This is a genomic window from Avibacterium sp. 20-132, assembly GCF_023611925.1.
In the GTDB taxonomy this organism is placed as follows: domain Bacteria; phylum Pseudomonadota; class Gammaproteobacteria; order Enterobacterales; family Pasteurellaceae; genus Avibacterium.
The window spans coordinates 1,019,174-1,035,975 of sequence record NZ_CP091456.1 but is presented as its reverse complement, the minus strand read 5'-3'; the positions used below and the strand labels follow the sequence as shown (position 1 = coordinate 1,035,975).

General features: G+C 41.0%; 14 protein-coding genes, 4 tRNA genes and 1 pseudogene. 10 read left to right on the top strand and 9 right to left on the bottom strand.

The window, feature by feature from the left end; genetic code table 11:
- Nucleotides 1-263 precede the first annotated feature (263 nt).
- Entirely contained in the window at nt 264-3,476 is a 3,213-nt protein-coding gene (gene carB / locus L4F93_RS04850; protein ID WP_250351374.1) for a carbamoyl-phosphate synthase large subunit, read from the bottom strand.
- 75 nt (nt 3,477-3,551) lie between these two features.
- Entirely contained in the window at nt 3,552-4,676 is a 1,125-nt protein-coding gene (carA, locus tag L4F93_RS04845) for a glutamine-hydrolyzing carbamoyl-phosphate synthase small subunit (protein ID WP_250351373.1), read from the bottom strand.
- A gap of 310 nt (nt 4,677-4,986) precedes the next feature.
- Between carA and L4F93_RS04840 the strand changes: the two genes are divergently transcribed.
- Both L4F93_RS04840 and L4F93_RS04835 read left to right on the top strand, forming a co-directional pair.
- Nucleotides 4,987-5,727, top strand: coding sequence for an MlaA family lipoprotein (locus L4F93_RS04840; RefSeq protein ID WP_250351372.1), 741 nt, complete (start codon nt 4,987-4,989; stop codon nt 5,725-5,727).
- A 17-nt stretch (nt 5,728-5,744) separates the two neighbouring features.
- Nucleotides 5,745-6,239 (top strand): YfbU family protein, encoded by a 495-nt coding sequence (locus L4F93_RS04835; RefSeq protein ID WP_250351371.1) that lies wholly within the window; start codon nt 5,745-5,747, stop codon nt 6,237-6,239.
- Nucleotides 6,240-6,553: 314 nt separating this feature from the next.
- Here the strand turns inward: L4F93_RS04835 and asnA are convergent, their stop codons facing one another.
- Nucleotides 6,554-7,546, bottom strand: a complete 993-nt coding sequence (asnA, locus tag L4F93_RS04830) for an aspartate--ammonia ligase (protein WP_250351370.1) — start codon at nt 7,544-7,546, stop codon at nt 6,554-6,556.
- A 160-nt stretch (nt 7,547-7,706) separates the two neighbouring features.
- Here asnA and asnC point away from each other — a divergent pair, with 160 nt between their 5' ends.
- From asnC to L4F93_RS04805, 5 genes and pseudogenes are all read left to right on the top strand, one after another.
- Entirely contained in the window at nt 7,707-8,159 is a 453-nt protein-coding gene (gene asnC, locus L4F93_RS04825) for a transcriptional regulator AsnC (protein WP_250351369.1), read from the top strand.
- A gap of 32 nt (nt 8,160-8,191) precedes the next feature.
- Nucleotides 8,192-8,950 (top strand): uridine phosphorylase, encoded by a 759-nt coding sequence (udp, locus tag L4F93_RS04820; protein WP_250351368.1) that lies wholly within the window; start codon nt 8,192-8,194, stop codon nt 8,948-8,950.
- A gap of 401 nt (nt 8,951-9,351) precedes the next feature.
- A pseudogene (locus tag L4F93_RS04815) lies at nt 9,352-10,456 on the top strand (transglutaminase-like domain-containing protein).
- Nucleotides 10,431-10,808: a mercuric transporter MerT family protein gene (locus L4F93_RS04810; protein WP_250351367.1), complete on the top strand. Its 378-nt coding sequence runs from the start codon at nt 10,431-10,433 to the stop codon at nt 10,806-10,808. The pseudogene L4F93_RS04815 and the gene L4F93_RS04810 overlap by 26 nt, the downstream one beginning before the upstream one ends.
- Complete coding sequence (locus tag L4F93_RS04805; RefSeq protein WP_250351366.1) at nt 10,805-11,077, top strand: heavy-metal-associated domain-containing protein; 273 nt, start codon at nt 10,805-10,807, stop codon at nt 11,075-11,077. Before L4F93_RS04810 ends, L4F93_RS04805 begins: the two co-directional genes overlap by 4 nt.
- A 96-nt stretch (nt 11,078-11,173) precedes the next feature.
- Here the strand turns inward: L4F93_RS04805 and L4F93_RS04800 are convergent, their stop codons facing one another.
- Nucleotides 11,174-12,673: a helicase HerA-like C-terminal domain-containing protein gene (locus L4F93_RS04800; RefSeq protein WP_250351365.1), complete on the bottom strand. Its 1,500-nt coding sequence runs from the start codon at nt 12,671-12,673 to the stop codon at nt 11,174-11,176.
- A 177-nt stretch (nt 12,674-12,850) separates the two neighbouring features.
- On the opposite strand from L4F93_RS04800, the gene L4F93_RS04795 reads away from it, so the two are divergent.
- Genes L4F93_RS04795 through dtd form a run of 3 tightly spaced genes read left to right on the top strand, consistent with a single transcriptional unit; the run spans nt 12,851 to nt 14,621 of the window.
- On the top strand, nt 12,851-13,348 hold the full coding sequence (locus tag L4F93_RS04795) for a YchJ family protein (protein WP_250351364.1): 498 nt from the start codon (nt 12,851-12,853) through the stop codon (nt 13,346-13,348).
- Nucleotides 13,324-14,187: a virulence factor BrkB family protein gene (locus L4F93_RS04790; protein ID WP_250351363.1), complete on the top strand. Its 864-nt coding sequence runs from the start codon at nt 13,324-13,326 to the stop codon at nt 14,185-14,187. The genes L4F93_RS04795 and L4F93_RS04790 overlap by 25 nt, the downstream gene beginning before the upstream one ends.
- The gene (gene dtd / locus L4F93_RS04785) at nt 14,187-14,621 is read left to right on the top strand and encodes a D-aminoacyl-tRNA deacylase (RefSeq protein ID WP_250351362.1); all 435 of its coding nucleotides are present in this window, start codon (nt 14,187-14,189) and stop codon (nt 14,619-14,621) included. The genes L4F93_RS04790 and dtd overlap by 1 nt, the downstream gene beginning before the upstream one ends.
- Nucleotides 14,622-15,014: 393 nt before the next feature.
- On the opposite strand, the gene tuf is transcribed toward dtd, so the two are convergent.
- From tuf to L4F93_RS04760, 5 genes are all read right to left on the bottom strand, one after another.
- On the bottom strand, nt 15,015-16,199 hold the full coding sequence (gene tuf / locus L4F93_RS04780) for an elongation factor Tu (protein ID WP_046097610.1): 1,185 nt from the start codon (nt 16,197-16,199) through the stop codon (nt 15,015-15,017).
- A gap of 102 nt (nt 16,200-16,301) precedes the next feature.
- A tRNA-Thr gene (locus tag L4F93_RS04775) sits at nt 16,302-16,377 on the bottom strand.
- Nucleotides 16,378-16,381: 4 nt separating this feature from the next.
- Nucleotides 16,382-16,456: transfer RNA gene (locus L4F93_RS04770), tRNA-Gly, on the bottom strand.
- A gap of 41 nt (nt 16,457-16,497) precedes the next feature.
- Nucleotides 16,498-16,582, bottom strand: a tRNA-Tyr gene (locus L4F93_RS04765).
- A gap of 34 nt (nt 16,583-16,616) precedes the next feature.
- Nucleotides 16,617-16,692, bottom strand: a tRNA-Thr gene (locus tag L4F93_RS04760).
- Nucleotides 16,693-16,802 lie beyond the last annotated feature (110 nt).

Sequence of the window (16,802 nt, the reverse complement as noted above, 5' to 3'; positions counted from 1 at the left end):
AGAATGATGTTTTAATATGAAATCCAATTTTATTTATTTTGTATTCATCTCGTAGATAAAAATTTACTGATGCCATAAAACAGAGGCTTAATTTTATAAGCCGTTTCATTGCAAACTAAGATAAGACTTTCTTAATCCCTATCCTTCACCTTACCCAGATCCCACTGGCTCGTTGTACCGTTTTCTCTTATTGCCTTAAAGCATAATAATAGGCACTTTGATTAAAGTGCCTTATTTTTGAATTTAAACGACCAGTAAATGATTTACTGTCTTTTTAGCTTAGTTTGTAAGGATTGTAAGGAATACACCTCGTAATTTTGCAAATTGCCGATACTTTGCACTAAGGCTTCTGCCGCGGCCAAGGTGGTTTGAATAAAGACTTTTTGTTGCAACGCACTACGACGGATAGAATGGCTATCTTCAATGCTTTCAGGCAAACTACCTACCGTATTAATGATCATCGCAATCTCGCCATTTTTTATTGCATCAACAATATGTGGACGCCCTTCGCGAACTTTATTTACCGTTTGGGCAAAAATACCGTTTTCACGCAAGAAATTGGCTGTCCCAAGGGTTGCACATAAGCCATATCCCTGTTCTTGTAATCCTTTCGCAATCGGCAATAAGCGTGGCTTATCCTTGTCATCAACAGAAATAAATACTTTTCCTGTTTTAGCGATTTGTTCGCCTGCGCCAAGCTGAGCTTTAATGAACGCTTCTGCGAATGTTTCGCCCACGCCCATCACTTCTCCTGTTGAACGCATTTCAGGGCCTAAAATAGTATCTACCCCCGGGAATTTTATAAACGGGAACACCGCTTCTTTCACTGAATAAAAGTGCGGTTGAATTTCACCTTGAATTTGTTGAGCTTGCAAACTGATGCCAGCCATTACACGCGCCGCGATTTTGGCTAATGGACGTCCTGTGGCTTTGCTCACAAATGGCACAGTACGACTTGCCCGAGGGTTTACTTCTAAGACATAGATCACGCCCTCTTGCACGGCAAATTGAACATTCATTAATCCCACCACATTTAATGCTTTTGCCATCGCTGCAGTTTGCCGGCGGATTTCATCTTGAATCTCTGCACTTAAGGAATAAGGTGGCAGAGAACACGCACTATCCCCACTATGAATCCCCGCTTGTTCAATATGTTGCATAATCCCGCCGATGACCACCTGTTCGCCATCACAAATGCAATCCACATCCACTTCAATAGCATTATTTAAGAAATGATCAAGCAGAATTGGGCTATCTTCGGAAACTTGCACCGCTTCACGCATATATTTGTTGAGTTCCTCCACATTATACACGATTTGCATTGCACGCCCGCCTAGCACATAAGAAGGACGAACCACGAGTGGATAGCCCACTTCATCAGCCAATTTGACTGCTTCTATGGCATTTCTTGCGGTACGGTTATTCGGTTGTTTTAAGCCGAGTTGTTGTAGGATTTGTTGGAAGCGTTCACGATCTTCTGCGGCATCAATACTGTCCGCTGATGTACCAATAATGTTCACGCCATTTTCGGCAAGGGCGTTCGCAAGTTTTAGCGGTGTTTGACCGCCATAATGCACAATGACGCCATCAGGCTGTTCAAGGTGAATGATTTCTAACACATCTTCAAGGGTAAGCGGTTCAAAATAAAGGCGATCTGAGGTATCGAAATCGGTAGAAACCGTTTCAGGGTTACAGTTCACCATAATGGTTTCAAAACCGCTTTCACGCAAGGCAAGTGCGGCGTGGACACAACAATAGTCAAATTCAATGCCTTGCCCAATTCGGTTTGGTCCACCACCTAAAATCATAATTTTCTTACGATCAGAGGGTTTCGCCTCGCATTCTTCTTCATAAGTAGAATAAAGATAAGCCGTATCCGATTTAAATTCCCCAGCACAGGTATCAACCCGTTTATAGACAGGGTGCAGATTGAATGATTTACGCAAATTTCGCACCGCACTTTCATTACTTTTCACTAATTGGGCAATACGTTTATCTGAAAAACCTTTACGTTTTAAACGGCGAAGCTCTGCATAGTCTAATTGTTCAAGTGTTTTTTGCTCTAAGGCTAATTCTTCTTTCACTAAATCTTGGATCTGCACTAAAAACCAAGGATCAATTTTTGAGTAATGATGTACTTCTTCCAAGCTAAACCCTGCGCCAAAGGCATCGGCAACATAAAGAATGCGGTTAGGCCCGGGGTTACCAAGTTCGGTGCGTATTTTTTCAGGCGCTTCAGACAGCAAATTGAAACCACAAATACCCGTTTCTAATCCTCGTAACGCTTTTTGCAAGCTTTCTTGGAACGTACGCCCCATTGCCATTACTTCGCCCACGGATTTCATCTGCGTGGTTAAACGATCGTCTGCTTGAGGGAATTTCTCAAAGGCAAAACGTGGCACTTTAGTCACCACATAGTCAATAGACGGTTCAAAAGACGCAGGAATAAGTCCACCGGTGATGTCGTTACGCAATTCATTGAGCGTATAACCCACCGCCAATTTGGCTGCCACTTTTGCAATAGGGAAACCTGTTGCTTTAGATGCCAGCGCAGAAGAACGGCTCACGCGTGGATTCATTTCAATCACAATCATTTCACCATTGGCTGGATTAATGGCAAATTGCACGTTTGAACCGCCTGTATCCACCCCAATTTCACGCAACACAGCAAGGCTGGCATTACGCATAATTTGATATTCTTTATCGGTGAGGGTTTGCGCGGGTGCAACGGTGATAGAATCGCCCGTATGTACGCCCATTGGATCAAAATTTTCAATGGAGCAGATGATAATACAGTTATCGGCTTTATCACGAACCACTTCCATTTCGTATTCTTTCCAGCCTAATACCGATTGTTCGATAAGTAACTCGTGGGTGGGTGAGGCATCAAATCCCCGTTCACAAATGGCGATAAATTCATCTCGGTTATAGGCTATGCCTCCTCCTGAACCCCCCATAGTGAAAGACGGACGGATTAACGTTGGAAAACCGACTTCGGCCTGAGCTGCCCAAGCTTCCTCAAAAGTATGGCAAACAAAAGATTTTGGCGTATTTAAGCCAATTTTTTCCATTGCTTCTTTAAAGCGACCACGATCTTCTGCTTTATCAATAGCATCTTCCGTTGCTCCAATCAGTTCGACAGCGTATTTTTTCAACACGCCATTTTTAGAAAGATCTAAGGCACAATTCAAGGCAGTTTGCCCGCCCATTGTGGGTAAAATCGCATCGGGACGCTCTTTTTCAATAATCTTTTCGACCGTTTGCCAAGTAATTGGCTCAATGTAGGTTACATCTGCCATATCAGGATCAGTCATAATGGTGGCGGGGTTAGAATTGACTAACACCACTTTATAACCTTCTTCACGCAACGCTTTACACGCCTGCGCCCCTGAATAATCAAATTCACACGCCTGTCCAATCACAATTGGGCCTGCACCGATAATTAATATAGTGTTTATGTCTGTACGTTTTGGCATTTTGGTTTCTCTTATAATCTTTTTTAACGTTGTTTATGGAGTGTTGGTGTAACTTTAGTTACTATGAGGTTATTTCTATTTACTTTGTTCCAATGCAGCCACAAACTTATCAAACAAATACGCCACATCATTTGGACCGGGGCTAGCTTCAGGGTGGCCTTGGAAAGAAAATGCCACTTGGTCTGTTAGCTCAATGCCTTGCACCGAATTATCAAATAAAGAGCGGTGGGTAATTTTCACATTTTTTGGCAAGCTGTGTTCGTCCACTTCAAAGCCGTGATTTTGGCTAGTAATAAAAACTTTTTGTGTTGCTAAATCTTGCACAGGGTGGTTTGCACCGTGATGACCGAATGGCATTTTTTTGGTTTTACCCCCTACGGCAAGCCCCAATAATTGATGCCCCAAGCAAATACCAAAAATCGGCTTTTTGCTTGCTAATAAGGTTTGAATATTTTGAATCGCATAATCACAAGGTTCAGGATCGCCGGGGCCGTTGGATAAGAAAATGCCATCAGGCTGATAAGCTAACACTTGTTCTGCGGTTGTGTGAGCGGGTACAACGGTAATTTTACAGCCGCGTTCAGCAAGCATTCGTAAAATATTGTGCTTCACGCCAAAATCATAAGCAACAATATGATATTCTTGTTCAGGCTGTGAATGATAACCTTTACCTAACGCCCACTCTCCCTGTGTCCATTCATAAGGTGCTTGGCAAGTTACCTGTTGGGCAAGATCTTTGCCAGCCATAGAACCGAAACCTTGTGCAAGCGCGAGTGCTTTTTGTTCATCGATCTCTCCTGCCATAATACAGCCAGCCATCGCCCCTTTATCTCGTAAAAGACGAGTAAGGCGGCGAGTATCAATATCGGCAATGGCGACCACATTATTTGCTTTTAGGTAATCGGCAAGGCTTTGATTGGCACGGAAATTACTGTGTAACAAAGGCAAATCACGAATGATTAATCCACTAGCATAGACTTTATTGCTTTCTTGATCTTCATTATTGGTGCCAGTATTGCCAATATGGGGATAGGTAAGGGTAACCATTTGTTGAAAATAGGAAGGATCGGTGAGAATTTCTTGATAACCCGTGATAGCGGTATTAAAAACCACTTCTCCCGTCGTTGAGCCAGACACCCCAATAGATGTGCCGTGGAAAACGCTGCCGTCAGCCAATACTAAAATTGCTGGACTAGACATAAAAAACTCCTTAATTGTAGGTGAACACTTGCAAATGCTCATTAACCGAAATTTAGCGAAAAAACACCGCACTTTTATTTTGCAGTTGTACTAAATTGCATTGGTGGTTAGCTCACAGGCTAAACGGGCTAATTCTAAAAGACAATAGCACGATATTCAAGCAAATTCACAAGGAATAAGAAATATATTTATTCATTAATATTGCATAAATAATCATTGTAATGCAAGCAATTTATTTTTCTCTGATTTATTTTGTAGATTTTCACCAAGTTGTTTACAATGTATCTTATTTTTAGTAACAGGGCATATTATGAAAAAATCCGTTTTCGTCGTCTCACTCGTACTTGGTTCAGCTTTACTCACGGGCTGTGCCACAATCGATCCACAAACGGGAGAACGCAAAGATCCATTGGAAGGATTTAACCGAGCAATGTGGGATTTCAACTATAAGGTTGCCGATCCCTATGTGCTGAAACCAGTTGCCAAAGGTTGGAAAAATTACGTGCCACAGCCTATTAAAACAGGAATTATCAATGTTGCGAATAACCTTGATGAACCAGCCAGTTTTGTAAACCGCTTATTGCAAGGTGAATTTAAAAAAGCAATGGTGCATTTCAATCGCTTCTGGATCAACAGTATTTTCGGTTTAGGCGGTTTAATTGACTGGGCAAGTGCCAGCCCGCCATTACGCGTAGAAGAAAAACGCCGTTTTGGTGATACCTTAGGGGCTTATGGTGTCGAAACAGGTACTTATGTAATGTTGCCGATGTACGGGCCTGCCACCCCTCGTCAAGATCTAGGTAATTTAGTGGATACCACTTACCCAATGCTGTCTTTACTAGGTCCTTGGGGATTATTAAAATGGGGTATTCAAGGTATTGATAGTCGCGCAAAAATGCTTGATAAAGACGCATTATTAGAGCAATCGCAAGATCCTTATGTTACTTTCCGCGAAGCCTATTTCCAAAACTTAGAATATCACGTTAAAGACGGCAATGTGGAAACCAAAGGCAATACCCTTTCACAAGATGAACTTAAAGAAATTGATTAATGATAGGAATAAATACTATGGAAATGACCTCAACTCAGCGCTTAATTTTAGCTAATCAATATAAATTAATGGGCTTATTAGATCCAAATAACGCCGCGAAATATACCCGTTTAGAAACGATTGTAAAAGGGGGATTTGGACTAGAATTGAAAGAATTAGATAAAGAATTTTCTAATCTTTCAGAACAAGAATGCCAAACTGTTCGAGATACCCTTGAAATGTATCACGCTTTACACGTTTCTTATAACAACTTAGGCGACACAACCACCGTAACCCCACACCGCTTACAATTTGCGGGTTACTGTGCCGTGCGTGAGAAAAAATACCTTCACTACTTACGTTTTATCACCACCACAGAAGAGAAATACGCAGAATTTATGCAATGCGAACACGGCTGTGATTCACAAACGCCAATGTGGGACAAATATATTAAAATGCTCGAAGTTTGGCGTAGCTGCCCACACGAATATCATTTAAGTATGGCGGAAATTCAGAAAATTTTGAATGCTTAATTGCCAAAAACCACCGTATAATTAAGTGCGGTGGTTTTTTATAAAGTGTTTGACCTAGCTAAAATAATATACTCAAGCAAAAATTGTATTTTTCACGCACTGATTGCCCAAAATAGCCTAAAACCTATGGTATAAGATAATACTTTTTACTAATACGTTGGTCATTACGCCACTATATTCATTACTATACCCAGATGTATTCAAGTAAAATTAAAAGGACTTGGTACAGCACAGACCCAAGTCCTTAGATTTAATACCCCTAAGTTTTTAACGACAATTTAAAAAACCTAGATGTTTTCTTCACTTGTAACCTATTAAAGAATATTTTTAAATTCTTCCATTACTGATTTTGGCCACACGCTAGATTGCACTTCACCAATGTGTTTTTTATGTAGCAACAACATTGCTAGGCGAGATTGCCCAATTCCGCCACCAATTGAAAGAGGTAATTTACCATTGACAAGATCTTGATGCCAATCAAATTTTAAGCGATCTTCATCACCTGTAATGGCAAGTTGTTTGCGTAAAGCCGTTTCATCTACGCGGATTCCCATTGATGACACCTCAAATGCGCGCTCTAGCGTTGGATTCCATACTAAAATATCACCATTTAAGCCTTTGTATTCACCTTCCGAAATCGTTGTCCAGTCATCATAGTCTGGGGCGCGTTTGTCGTGTGGCTTACCGTCGGATAATTCACCGCCAATTCCAATTAAGAACACAGCGCCGTATTCTTTACAAATAGCATTTTCACGCTCTTTATCATTCATTCCCGGATAGCGTTGAACTAAATCTTCACTATGAATGAAGGTAATGTCCTGCGGTAAAAAACGGGTTAAACCAAATTTTTCACTCACTGCGGCTTCTGTTTCTAATATCGCTTGATAAATAGAACGCACGGTTTCTTTTAAATAAGCAAGGTTGCGACGACCTGCAGGGATCACTTTTTCCCAATCCCATTGATCCACATAGACAGAGTGAGTTTGATCGAGGCTATCTTCATCTGGACGTAATGCTTTCATATGTACAAATAACCCTTCACCTTCGGCAAAACCGAAACGCGCAAGGGTATGGCGTTTCCATTTGGCTAAAGAATGAACGACCTCGAAGGTAGCATCTGTGATCTGCTTCACATTTACTTGAACTGCTTTTTCTGTACCTGAAAGATTATCTTGAATACCATTGCCAACTTGGCTTAGGATAGGACCTTGAACTTCTACAAGCCCTAAATGTTCCAAAAGTTTTTGGGTAAAGGTGTTTTTAGCAAAGCTAATTTCTTGTTGTTGTAAAATAAATGATTTTTCCATTGTATGAACCTTATTTATTATTGGTTTTGATTTTCGTTGCATATTATTTAATGATACGGGATCAAAATTCAATACCTATAAACAAAAATAAGATTGAAAATGGTTTTTCCATAAAAAAATAGCTATAATTTTAAATTAAATTTAATTTTGGGAAAAGAAAATGCACAATATTGATAACTTAGATAAACAAATCCTCCGTGTGTTAATCAAAGATGCGCGTACGCCGTATGCAGAAATGGCAAAAAATTTTGGGGTAAGCCCCGGAACAATTCACGTTCGTGTCGAAAAAATGCGTCAGGCGGGCATTATTCAAGGGACGAAAATCCGTATTGATCAACGTAAATTAGGCTATGATGTATGCTGCTTCATTGGCATTATTCTTAAAAGTGCGAAAGATTACGATAAAGTCATTGAGAAATTAGAAAAATTTGAAGAAGTGGTGGAGGCTTATTACACCACGGGGAATTATTCCATTTTTATTAAGGTGATGACCCACACCATTGCGGAGCTTCATTCCGTGCTCGCAACCAAAATTCAGTTGATTGATGAAATTCAATCTACCGAAACCTTAATTTCAATGCAAAACCCGATTTTGCGTGATATTACTCCATAACTTATTCATTTATAACAAAAATAGGAGTCATTATGTCTGATGTTTTTCACTTAGGTTTAACCAAAACAATGCTAGATGGCGCGAAACTTGCCATTGTTCCGGGCGCACCAGAACGCGTTGAGCGAATTGCTCGTTTATTGGAAAATCCAAAATTTTTAGCGGCAACAAGGGAGTTTACTTCGTGGCTTGGCTATCTTAATGGTAAAGCGGTGGTGGTGTGTTCCACTGGAATTGGTGGGCCTTCTGTTTCCATTGCTGTGGAAGAGTTAGCGCAATTAGGCGTGCGTACCTTCTTACGCATTGGCACAACAGGGGCGATCCAACCGCATATTAATGTAGGTGATATTTTGATCACCACCGGCGCGGTGCGCTTAGATGGCGCAAGCCGTCATTTTGCTCCATTGGAATATCCTGCCGTAGCCGACTTTACTTGCACCTCAGTGCTTCACAAAGCCGCATTAGAAAATCAGAACGCCAAAGTGCATATCGGTATCACCGCGTCATCCGATACGTTCTACCCGGGGCAAGAACGCTACGACACTTACACGGGCAAAATTTACCGCCACTATCAAGGTTCATTAAAACAATGGCAAGAACTCAATGTGATGAACTATGAAATGGAAAGTGCAACCTTATTTACAATGTGTTCAGCCTTAGGGTTGCGTGCGGGAATGGTGGCAGGCGCTATTGTAAACCGTACCCAGCAAGAAATTCCAAACGAGGAAACCATTCACCAAACGGAACAAAACGCCATTGATATTGTGGTGAAAGCCGCCGCATTATTAGTTTAATTAAAAAATAAAGTGCGGTGAATTTTTACCCATTTTTTACCGCACTTTCTTAAATGACGTATCATAATTATGATGAATTTCAGGCTTTCTTATCTGGTTCTTGTCCCTCCGTACTCAATAAAAGATTGCAATTTCAGCCATAGATCGTAAAATCCCTTCGTTCGTTGAACAGCTATATCGCAAGTATTGTGTATAGGAAATGATCAAACTGTTTTCAATTCTGGTTTTCATCGTTATACCATTCTTGCCGTTTTCAATTTCTCTTAAGGATTTAAGGAAGGTTAGAAATTTGGCAATTCTTTAACGCAATGCGTTTTCTCTCGCCTAATTCCTATAAGGTATCCCATTTTTAATCGCGAATGGCATAACCTTGCAATCCCTTTTGTAAACAGGAGTTTTCTATGAAAAAAACGATTTTTACTACCGCACTTTTCGCGGCGGCTACGTTGGCAAATGCCACAACGATGCCAAACCCCAATACCACTACGCATACTTATGAGTTCACCCAAACCTATGCGTTGCAAGTTCCCAAAGGCTCATCAGGCACCACCAATTTATGGGTGCCATTGCCTTTTAGCAACGATTATCAAAAAGTAAAATCCATTACATTTGACGGCAATTATCAACAAGCGTACATCACTGAAAATAATCAATATAGTGCAAGTACCTTATTCGCCAGTTGGGCGCCAGATGCCCAAAAACGTGATTTAACAATTACCTTGGTGGTGGAAACGCAAGATCGTGAACCAAAGAAACAAGGGTTGCTGAAAGACTATCAAGCCCCACAAAACATAGAATATGGCGTTGATGTGCAACCTTATTTACAGCCAACAAAACATATTAAAATTGACGGAATCGTAAAAGAATATGCCGATAAAATTGTAGGCAATGAAACCAATCCGCTCAAAAAAGCAGAACGCATTCATCAGTGGATTGTGGCAAATATGGAGCGAGATAATTCGGTGTTAGGCTGCGGTGATGGCGATGTAGAAAAAATCTTAACCACCGGTGTATTAAAAGGAAAATGCACAGATATTAATTCTGTATTTGTTGCCTTAGCCCGTGCTTCTGGCATTCCTGCTCGTGAAGTGTTTGGTATCCGTTTAGGTAAAGCCGTGAAAATGGGGGAAATATTCTCAGTCTGCGTTTGGCAGTGCCAAAAATAATATAGCCAATGAAAACGGCGGACAACATTGCCGTGCAGAATTTTACCTTGCCGGCTTTGGTTGGGTGCCTGTTGATTCAGCCGACGTAGCAAAATATCGCCTAACAGAGAAAAAAGACGTGACGGATACAAATACCCAAGCCGTTTCAGATTATTTATTTGGAAATTGGGAGGGGAATTGGATGGGCTTTAATCACGCACGAGATTTCACTCTTTACCCAACGCCAGAACTCGCACCAATCAATAATTTTGGCTATCCTTATGCCGAAGTGGGTGGCGATCCGTTAAATTCATTTGATGCAAAAGAATTTGGTTATGAATTTATCTCACAACAACGTTAATCCGAAAAACGCCAATACCAAATTTTGCGCGATATGTACCACCGCAGTGAGTGCTGCGGTGGCATCAACATTATGCTGCATTGCCCCGTTATTTTATTTACTCTTCGGCATTTCCAGCACTTGGTTGGTGAGCTTAAATCAGCTTGCCTTTTTACAAATTCCAATGCTTGTGATTTCTCTCTTTGCCTTTGGTTATGGCTTTTGGCTATTGAATTTCTCAGGGAAAATCATTTGTAGCAAATATTTATCACGCCGTATGTTACAAATTTTATATTGGTTAATGGCGCTGATTATTCTCTTTTTCTTAACCTATCCTTATGTTTTACCTTATATTTTGGATTATTTAGAATGAAAAAAATATTACTTTTTTTAACCGCACTTAGTTTTTCACTATCAAGTCTTGGCGCAGAACGAAAGGTGACATTGCATATTGAAGAAATGAATTGCCAGCTTTGTGTCTATTTAGTCAATAAAGTATTACGTAATATTGATGGCGTGCAATCCACTAAAGCGAATTTTAACTCACGCTCAGTGAATGTGGTTGCAGAGGAGAACGTCAGCGATGAAATGCTGATTCAAGCCATTGATAGCTTGCATTATCACGCAGTGGTACAAAAATAAATCCCCTGTTGCCATCAACTAAAATAGAAAAATGCAATAAAAAAGGCTTAAAACCTTATCATTGGTTTTAAGCCTTTCGCTATGCAATTTAAAACATTATTTCTTTAACGCACCTAAAATCCCGCGCATAATTTGCTTGGTGATTTGGTTACGAATGTTGCGTCCTACGGATTTAGCCACGCCACTAACCACTTGTTCCGTTACGCTCAGTTGCTCGCCACGTTTTTTCTTACCAAACAACATTCTGCTTAAGCTACCCATAAAGCCATTTTCTTCTTCCTCTTGCGCTTGTTCTGCTTGTTTTTGTGCAACAGCGGCAAGATCAGCTTGCTCTTGCAACATTTCAAAAGCCGAAATATTATCCACATAATTATGGTAATAAGGATAAAGATCATCGTCTTTCACCCATTGGCTACGCTGTTCAAGAGAAATCGGTTTAAGCTGGCTTTTCGGTGGATAAATATACGCTACTTCCACGGGGGTTGGCATTCCTTTCTCATCAAGGAAAGACACTAATGCTTGCCCAACACCGAGGGTAGAAATCGTTTCTACCACATTCACATTTGGATTTGTGCGGAAGGTTTCAGCCGCAGATTTAACGGCTTTTTGATCGCGAGGCGTAAAGGCGCGCAAGGCGTGTTGTACACGGTTCCCTAACTGTCCTAGCACGGTATCGGGTAAATCTAATGGATTTTGTGTAACAAAATAAATCCCGACCCCTTTAGAACGAATGAGACGCACCACTTGCTCCACTTTATCCACCAATACGGCTGGCGCGCCATCAAATAATAAATGGGCTTCATCAAAGAACATCACAAATTTAGGTTTCTCTGGATCGCCCACTTCAGGCAATTGCTCAAATAATTCTGCCATCAGCCAAAGTAAAAAGGCGCTGTACATACGAGGGGAGTTAATTAATTTTTCTGAATTCAATACATTAATCACACCACGCCCATCACGGGTTTGTAGCCAATCATCAAGATTTAATGCGGGTTCACCAAAAAGGTTAGTTGCCCCTTCATTCTCTAATGTGAGTAAGGCACGCTGAATTGCCCCTACGCTAGCGGCTGAAACATTGCCATATTCCACTTGGAAGGTTTTTGCATTTTCTGCCACATATTTGAGCATTGCGCGTAAATCTTTTAGATCAATAAGTAACAATCCTTTATCATCTGCCACACGGAATACCAAATTGAGTAAGCCTTCTTGCGTGGCGTTAAGATTGAGTAAACGAGAAAGTAACAATGGTCCCATTTCTGAAATAGTGGTACGCAATGGAATGCCTGTTTCACCAAATACATCCCAGAAAGAAACGGGATAGCCTTGCAAATAGCTTTCCCCACCTAAATGGAATTGCGCAATTCGTTCTGCCACTTTGCCTTGAAATTCACCCGCTTTAACTAAGCCCGATAAATCGCCTTTGACATCCACCAAAAACACTGGCACACCGTCATCGCTGAATGCTTCTGCCATTTTACGCAAGGTAACGGTTTTTCCCGTTCCAGTTGCGCCCGCGATTAAACCGTGGCGGTTTGCCATTTTGGCGGTTAAACCTAAAACCTCGCCTTGTTCTGTTTGTGCTAATGAATATTGCATATAAGCCTCTAAAATCGATCAAAATGTGGGGGCATAATAAAAAAAAAATAAAGTGCGGTCAAAAATTATCACCAATTTTCTGGAGCTGTCGTTTTTATTTTTGGCAAATGAAATCATTAAATTGATGTGGTATGCTTAGGCTAATTTGCTAAATCTTTGAAGAATTATTGTTGAAAAATGAACGAAAAAAGCACCGCACTTTGCCCTTGCCAATCGGGTAACACATATCAAGATTGTTGCCAACCATTACATCAACAGCGCAAAATGGCACAAAATGCCGAGCAGCTAATGCGTTCACGTTATGCCGCTTTTGTTCTGCAACAGATTGATTATATTGTGGAAACCACCGTACCAAGCCAACAAAACCTCTTGGACTATCAGGCCTTAAAGCAATGGGCGGCACAAACACAATGGCTTGGTTTAGAAATCATAAAGCACGAACCTGAATTAGATAAAAAGCACAGTGCGGTGGAATTTAACGCACAATTTGCTAGCCCTGAGGGGAAGCAAATTCATCACGAAAAATCGCTATTTGTCAAAGTGGATGAACGCTGGTATTTTGCTGATCCTACGGTTAGCCTGCCGGCGATGAAACAGCCTTGCATTTGCGGTTCAGGAAAAAAATTTAAACATTGTTGTGGAGTGATGTTATGTCAGTTTTATGGCGAAAACTAAGCCTCTTTCTCAACGTATTTTGGTTACGTTTCAACCAAAATAAACTTACCCAAGCAGCGGGGTATCTCACGTACAGCACGATGTTGGCGCTTGTTCCGCTGATTATGGTGATTTTTTCTATTTTCTCTGCCTTTCCAGTATTTAACGAAGTAACTGGGGAGCTAAAGCACTTTATTTTTACCAACTTTGCCCCTGCTGCCAGTGATACGGTCGGCGAATATATTGACCAATTTGTTGCTAATTCTAAACAAATGAGTGCGGTAGGTATCATCAGTTTAATTGTGGTGGCATTATTACTCATCAATTCGATTGACCGCACTTTAAATAGTATTTGGCACGATGGCAGTGTGCGCCCAACCATTTTTTCATTTGCAATTTATTGGTTAATTCTCACGCTTGGCCCTATCATCATTGCAACCAGTATTGGGGTGAGTACTTACGTAACCAATCTTGCGAGCGATTTTCTCCAATCAGATCTGAGCCTACCCTTTGGCTTGAAAATACTCAGTTTTATCCCCTTTATACTGACGTGGTTTATTTTCACCTTAATTTATAAAATTGTGCCGAATAAACCCGTTAGCATAAAACATTCTGCCGTAGGTGCATTGGTCGCCGCAATTTTCTTTACCTTAGGCAAACAGGCCTTTGCGTGGTATATCACTAACTTTCCTTCTTACCAGCTTATTTATGGTGCAATGGCAACACTGCCCATTATGTTACTGTGGATTCAATTAAGCTGGATTGCCATTTTACTCGGCGCACAACTTGCCGCCGTTCTTGGTGATATGCGTTTATTAAAAAACGGTGAGATTGAATTACAACAAATTGAGGAACAATAATGATCGCATTAATTCAACGCGTAACCCAAGCCAAAGTAGAAATCAATGGCGAAATAACAGGGCAAATTCAACAGGGGTTGCTCGTGTTACTTGGCGTACAAAAAGAAGATGACGAAAACAAAGCAGATCGCTTAATGGAAAAAGTACTGAACTACCGAGTATTCAGCGATGAACAAGGTAAAATGAATTTAAATGTCCAACAAGTGAACGGTGAATTGCTTGTTGTTTCCCAATTTACTCTTGCCGCAGACACACAAAAAGGGCTACGCCCCAGTTTCTCTAATGGTGCAGCCCCACAGGAAGCTGAGCAGCTTTATGATTATTTTGTCCAGAAATGCAGTGAACGCATTTCAACCGCAACGGGAAGATTTGCTGCGGATATGCAAGTTAGCCTGACCAATGATGGCCCTGTGACTTTTTGGCTGGAGATGTAAAGATTACATAAATAGGAAGAGAGATAAAAAAGTGCGGTACCTTTTCGCTAAGTTTTTATGATCTTCATTGAAATAATCAATCAATGGAAAATAACCCATCACTAAATAAAGAATAGATTTAAAGAAAAAGAATATAAAAGAGAAAAATGAATAGAAACATTCAAAGTAAAAAAGAGAAATCATCCTGATTAAGCTATTACTTAAATTTAGTTCTTTAATGAATGACATTTTTATCTGGCTTTATATCATTCAGCTTCACTTCATTTAGCTTACTATTACTTTTATTTCATCCTTCTTTATAGCCTAATCTTTAAATCAAAAAAAACAAAAGGGCATCTTTCGATGCCCTCTTTCGCTTTCTGATAGCTTTCTAGTGTTACCTAGCAATAATCATTATTTGATGATTTTCGCTACAACACCCGCACCTACTGTACGGCCACCTTCACGGATCGCAAAGCGTAAACCTTGGTCCATCGCGATTGGGTGAATTAAGCTTACTGTCATTTTGATGTTATCGCCCGGCATTACCATTTCTACGCCTTCTGGTAACTCAATTGTTCCTGTTACGTCAGTGGTACGGAAATAGAATTGTGGACGGTAACCTTTGAAGAATGGCGTATGACGTCCACCTTCTTCTTTTGATAATACGTAAACTTCTGATTCAAAGTCAGTGTGTGGGGTGATTGAACCTGGTTTCGCCAATACTTGACCACGTTCGATTTCTTCACGTTTTGTACCACGTAATAATGCACCGATGTTTTCACCTGCACGACCTTCGTCAAGTAATTTACGGAACATTTCTACACCTGTTACGGTTGTTTTCGCTGTTTCTTTGATACCAACGATTTCTACTTCATCACCTGTGCGGATGATACCACGCTCTACACGGCCTGTTACTACAGTACCACGACCTGAGATTGAGAATACGTCTTCGATTGGTAATAAGAACGGTTGGTCAATCGCGCGTTCTGGCTCTGGGATGTAAGTATCTAAGTGGTTTGCTAACTCAAGGATTTTTTCTTCCCATTGTGCATCGCCTTCTAACGCTTTTAACGCTGAACCACGTACGATTGGGGTATCATCACCCGGGAAGTCATATTGAGAAAGAAGCTCACGCACTTCCATTTCAACTAATTCTAATAACTCTTCGTCATCTACCATATCGCATTTGTTTAAGAATACGATGATGTATGGTACACCTACTTGGCGACCTAATAAGATGTGTTCACGAGTTTGCGGCATTGGACCATCTGTTGCTGCTACTACTAAGATTGCTCCGTCCATTTGCGCTGCACCAGTAATCATATTTTTCACATAGTCCGCGTGTCCCGGGCAGTCAACGTGTGCGTAGTGACGAGTTGGAGTATCGTATTCAACGTGTGAGGTGTTGATGGTGATACCACGCGCTTTTTCTTCTGGCGCGTTATCAATTTGGTCAAATGCGCGTGCCGCACCACCGTAGTGTTTTGCTAATACGGTTGTGATCGCTGCTGTTAAAGTTGTTTTACCATGGTCAACGTGGCCGATTGTACCCACGTTTACGTGCGGTTTTGTACGTTCAAATTTTTCTTTAGACATTAAGAGTCCCTCTAGATAAACACGGTTATCGATGGTTCAAAATACCACATTAACCAATTGAATAAGTTTAAGCTATTAATAAGAGAAAGGTGAAATTAAGGCTGGTGCTGATAGGCGGATTTGAACCGCCGACCTCACCCTTACCAAGGGTGCGCTCTACCAACTGAGCTATATCAGCGCTTTGGAGCGGGCAGCGGGAATCGAACCCGCATCATCAGCTTGGAAGGCTGAGGTAATAGCCATTATACGATGCCCGCAGTCCTAAATTCATCTGTCCCATCAGAATTCATCTAAAAAATGGTGGAGGGAGAAGGATTCGAACCTTCGAAGGCTGAGCCGGCAGATTTACAGTCTGCTCCCTTTGGCCGCTCGGGAATCCCTCCGCACTAAATGAATGAACTTGGCTACGCTTGGTTATGGTGCCGACTACCGGAATCGAACTGGTGACCTACTGATTACAAGTCAGTTGCTCTACCTACTGAGCTAAGTCGGCGTCGTAAGCAAGTGAGGCGTATTATAGGGAAATTTTTATTGCTGACAAGCGTTTTTTTGAAAAAAAATTAATTTTTTTTATTGTTCGGCTATTTCTCACTCAAAACGCAC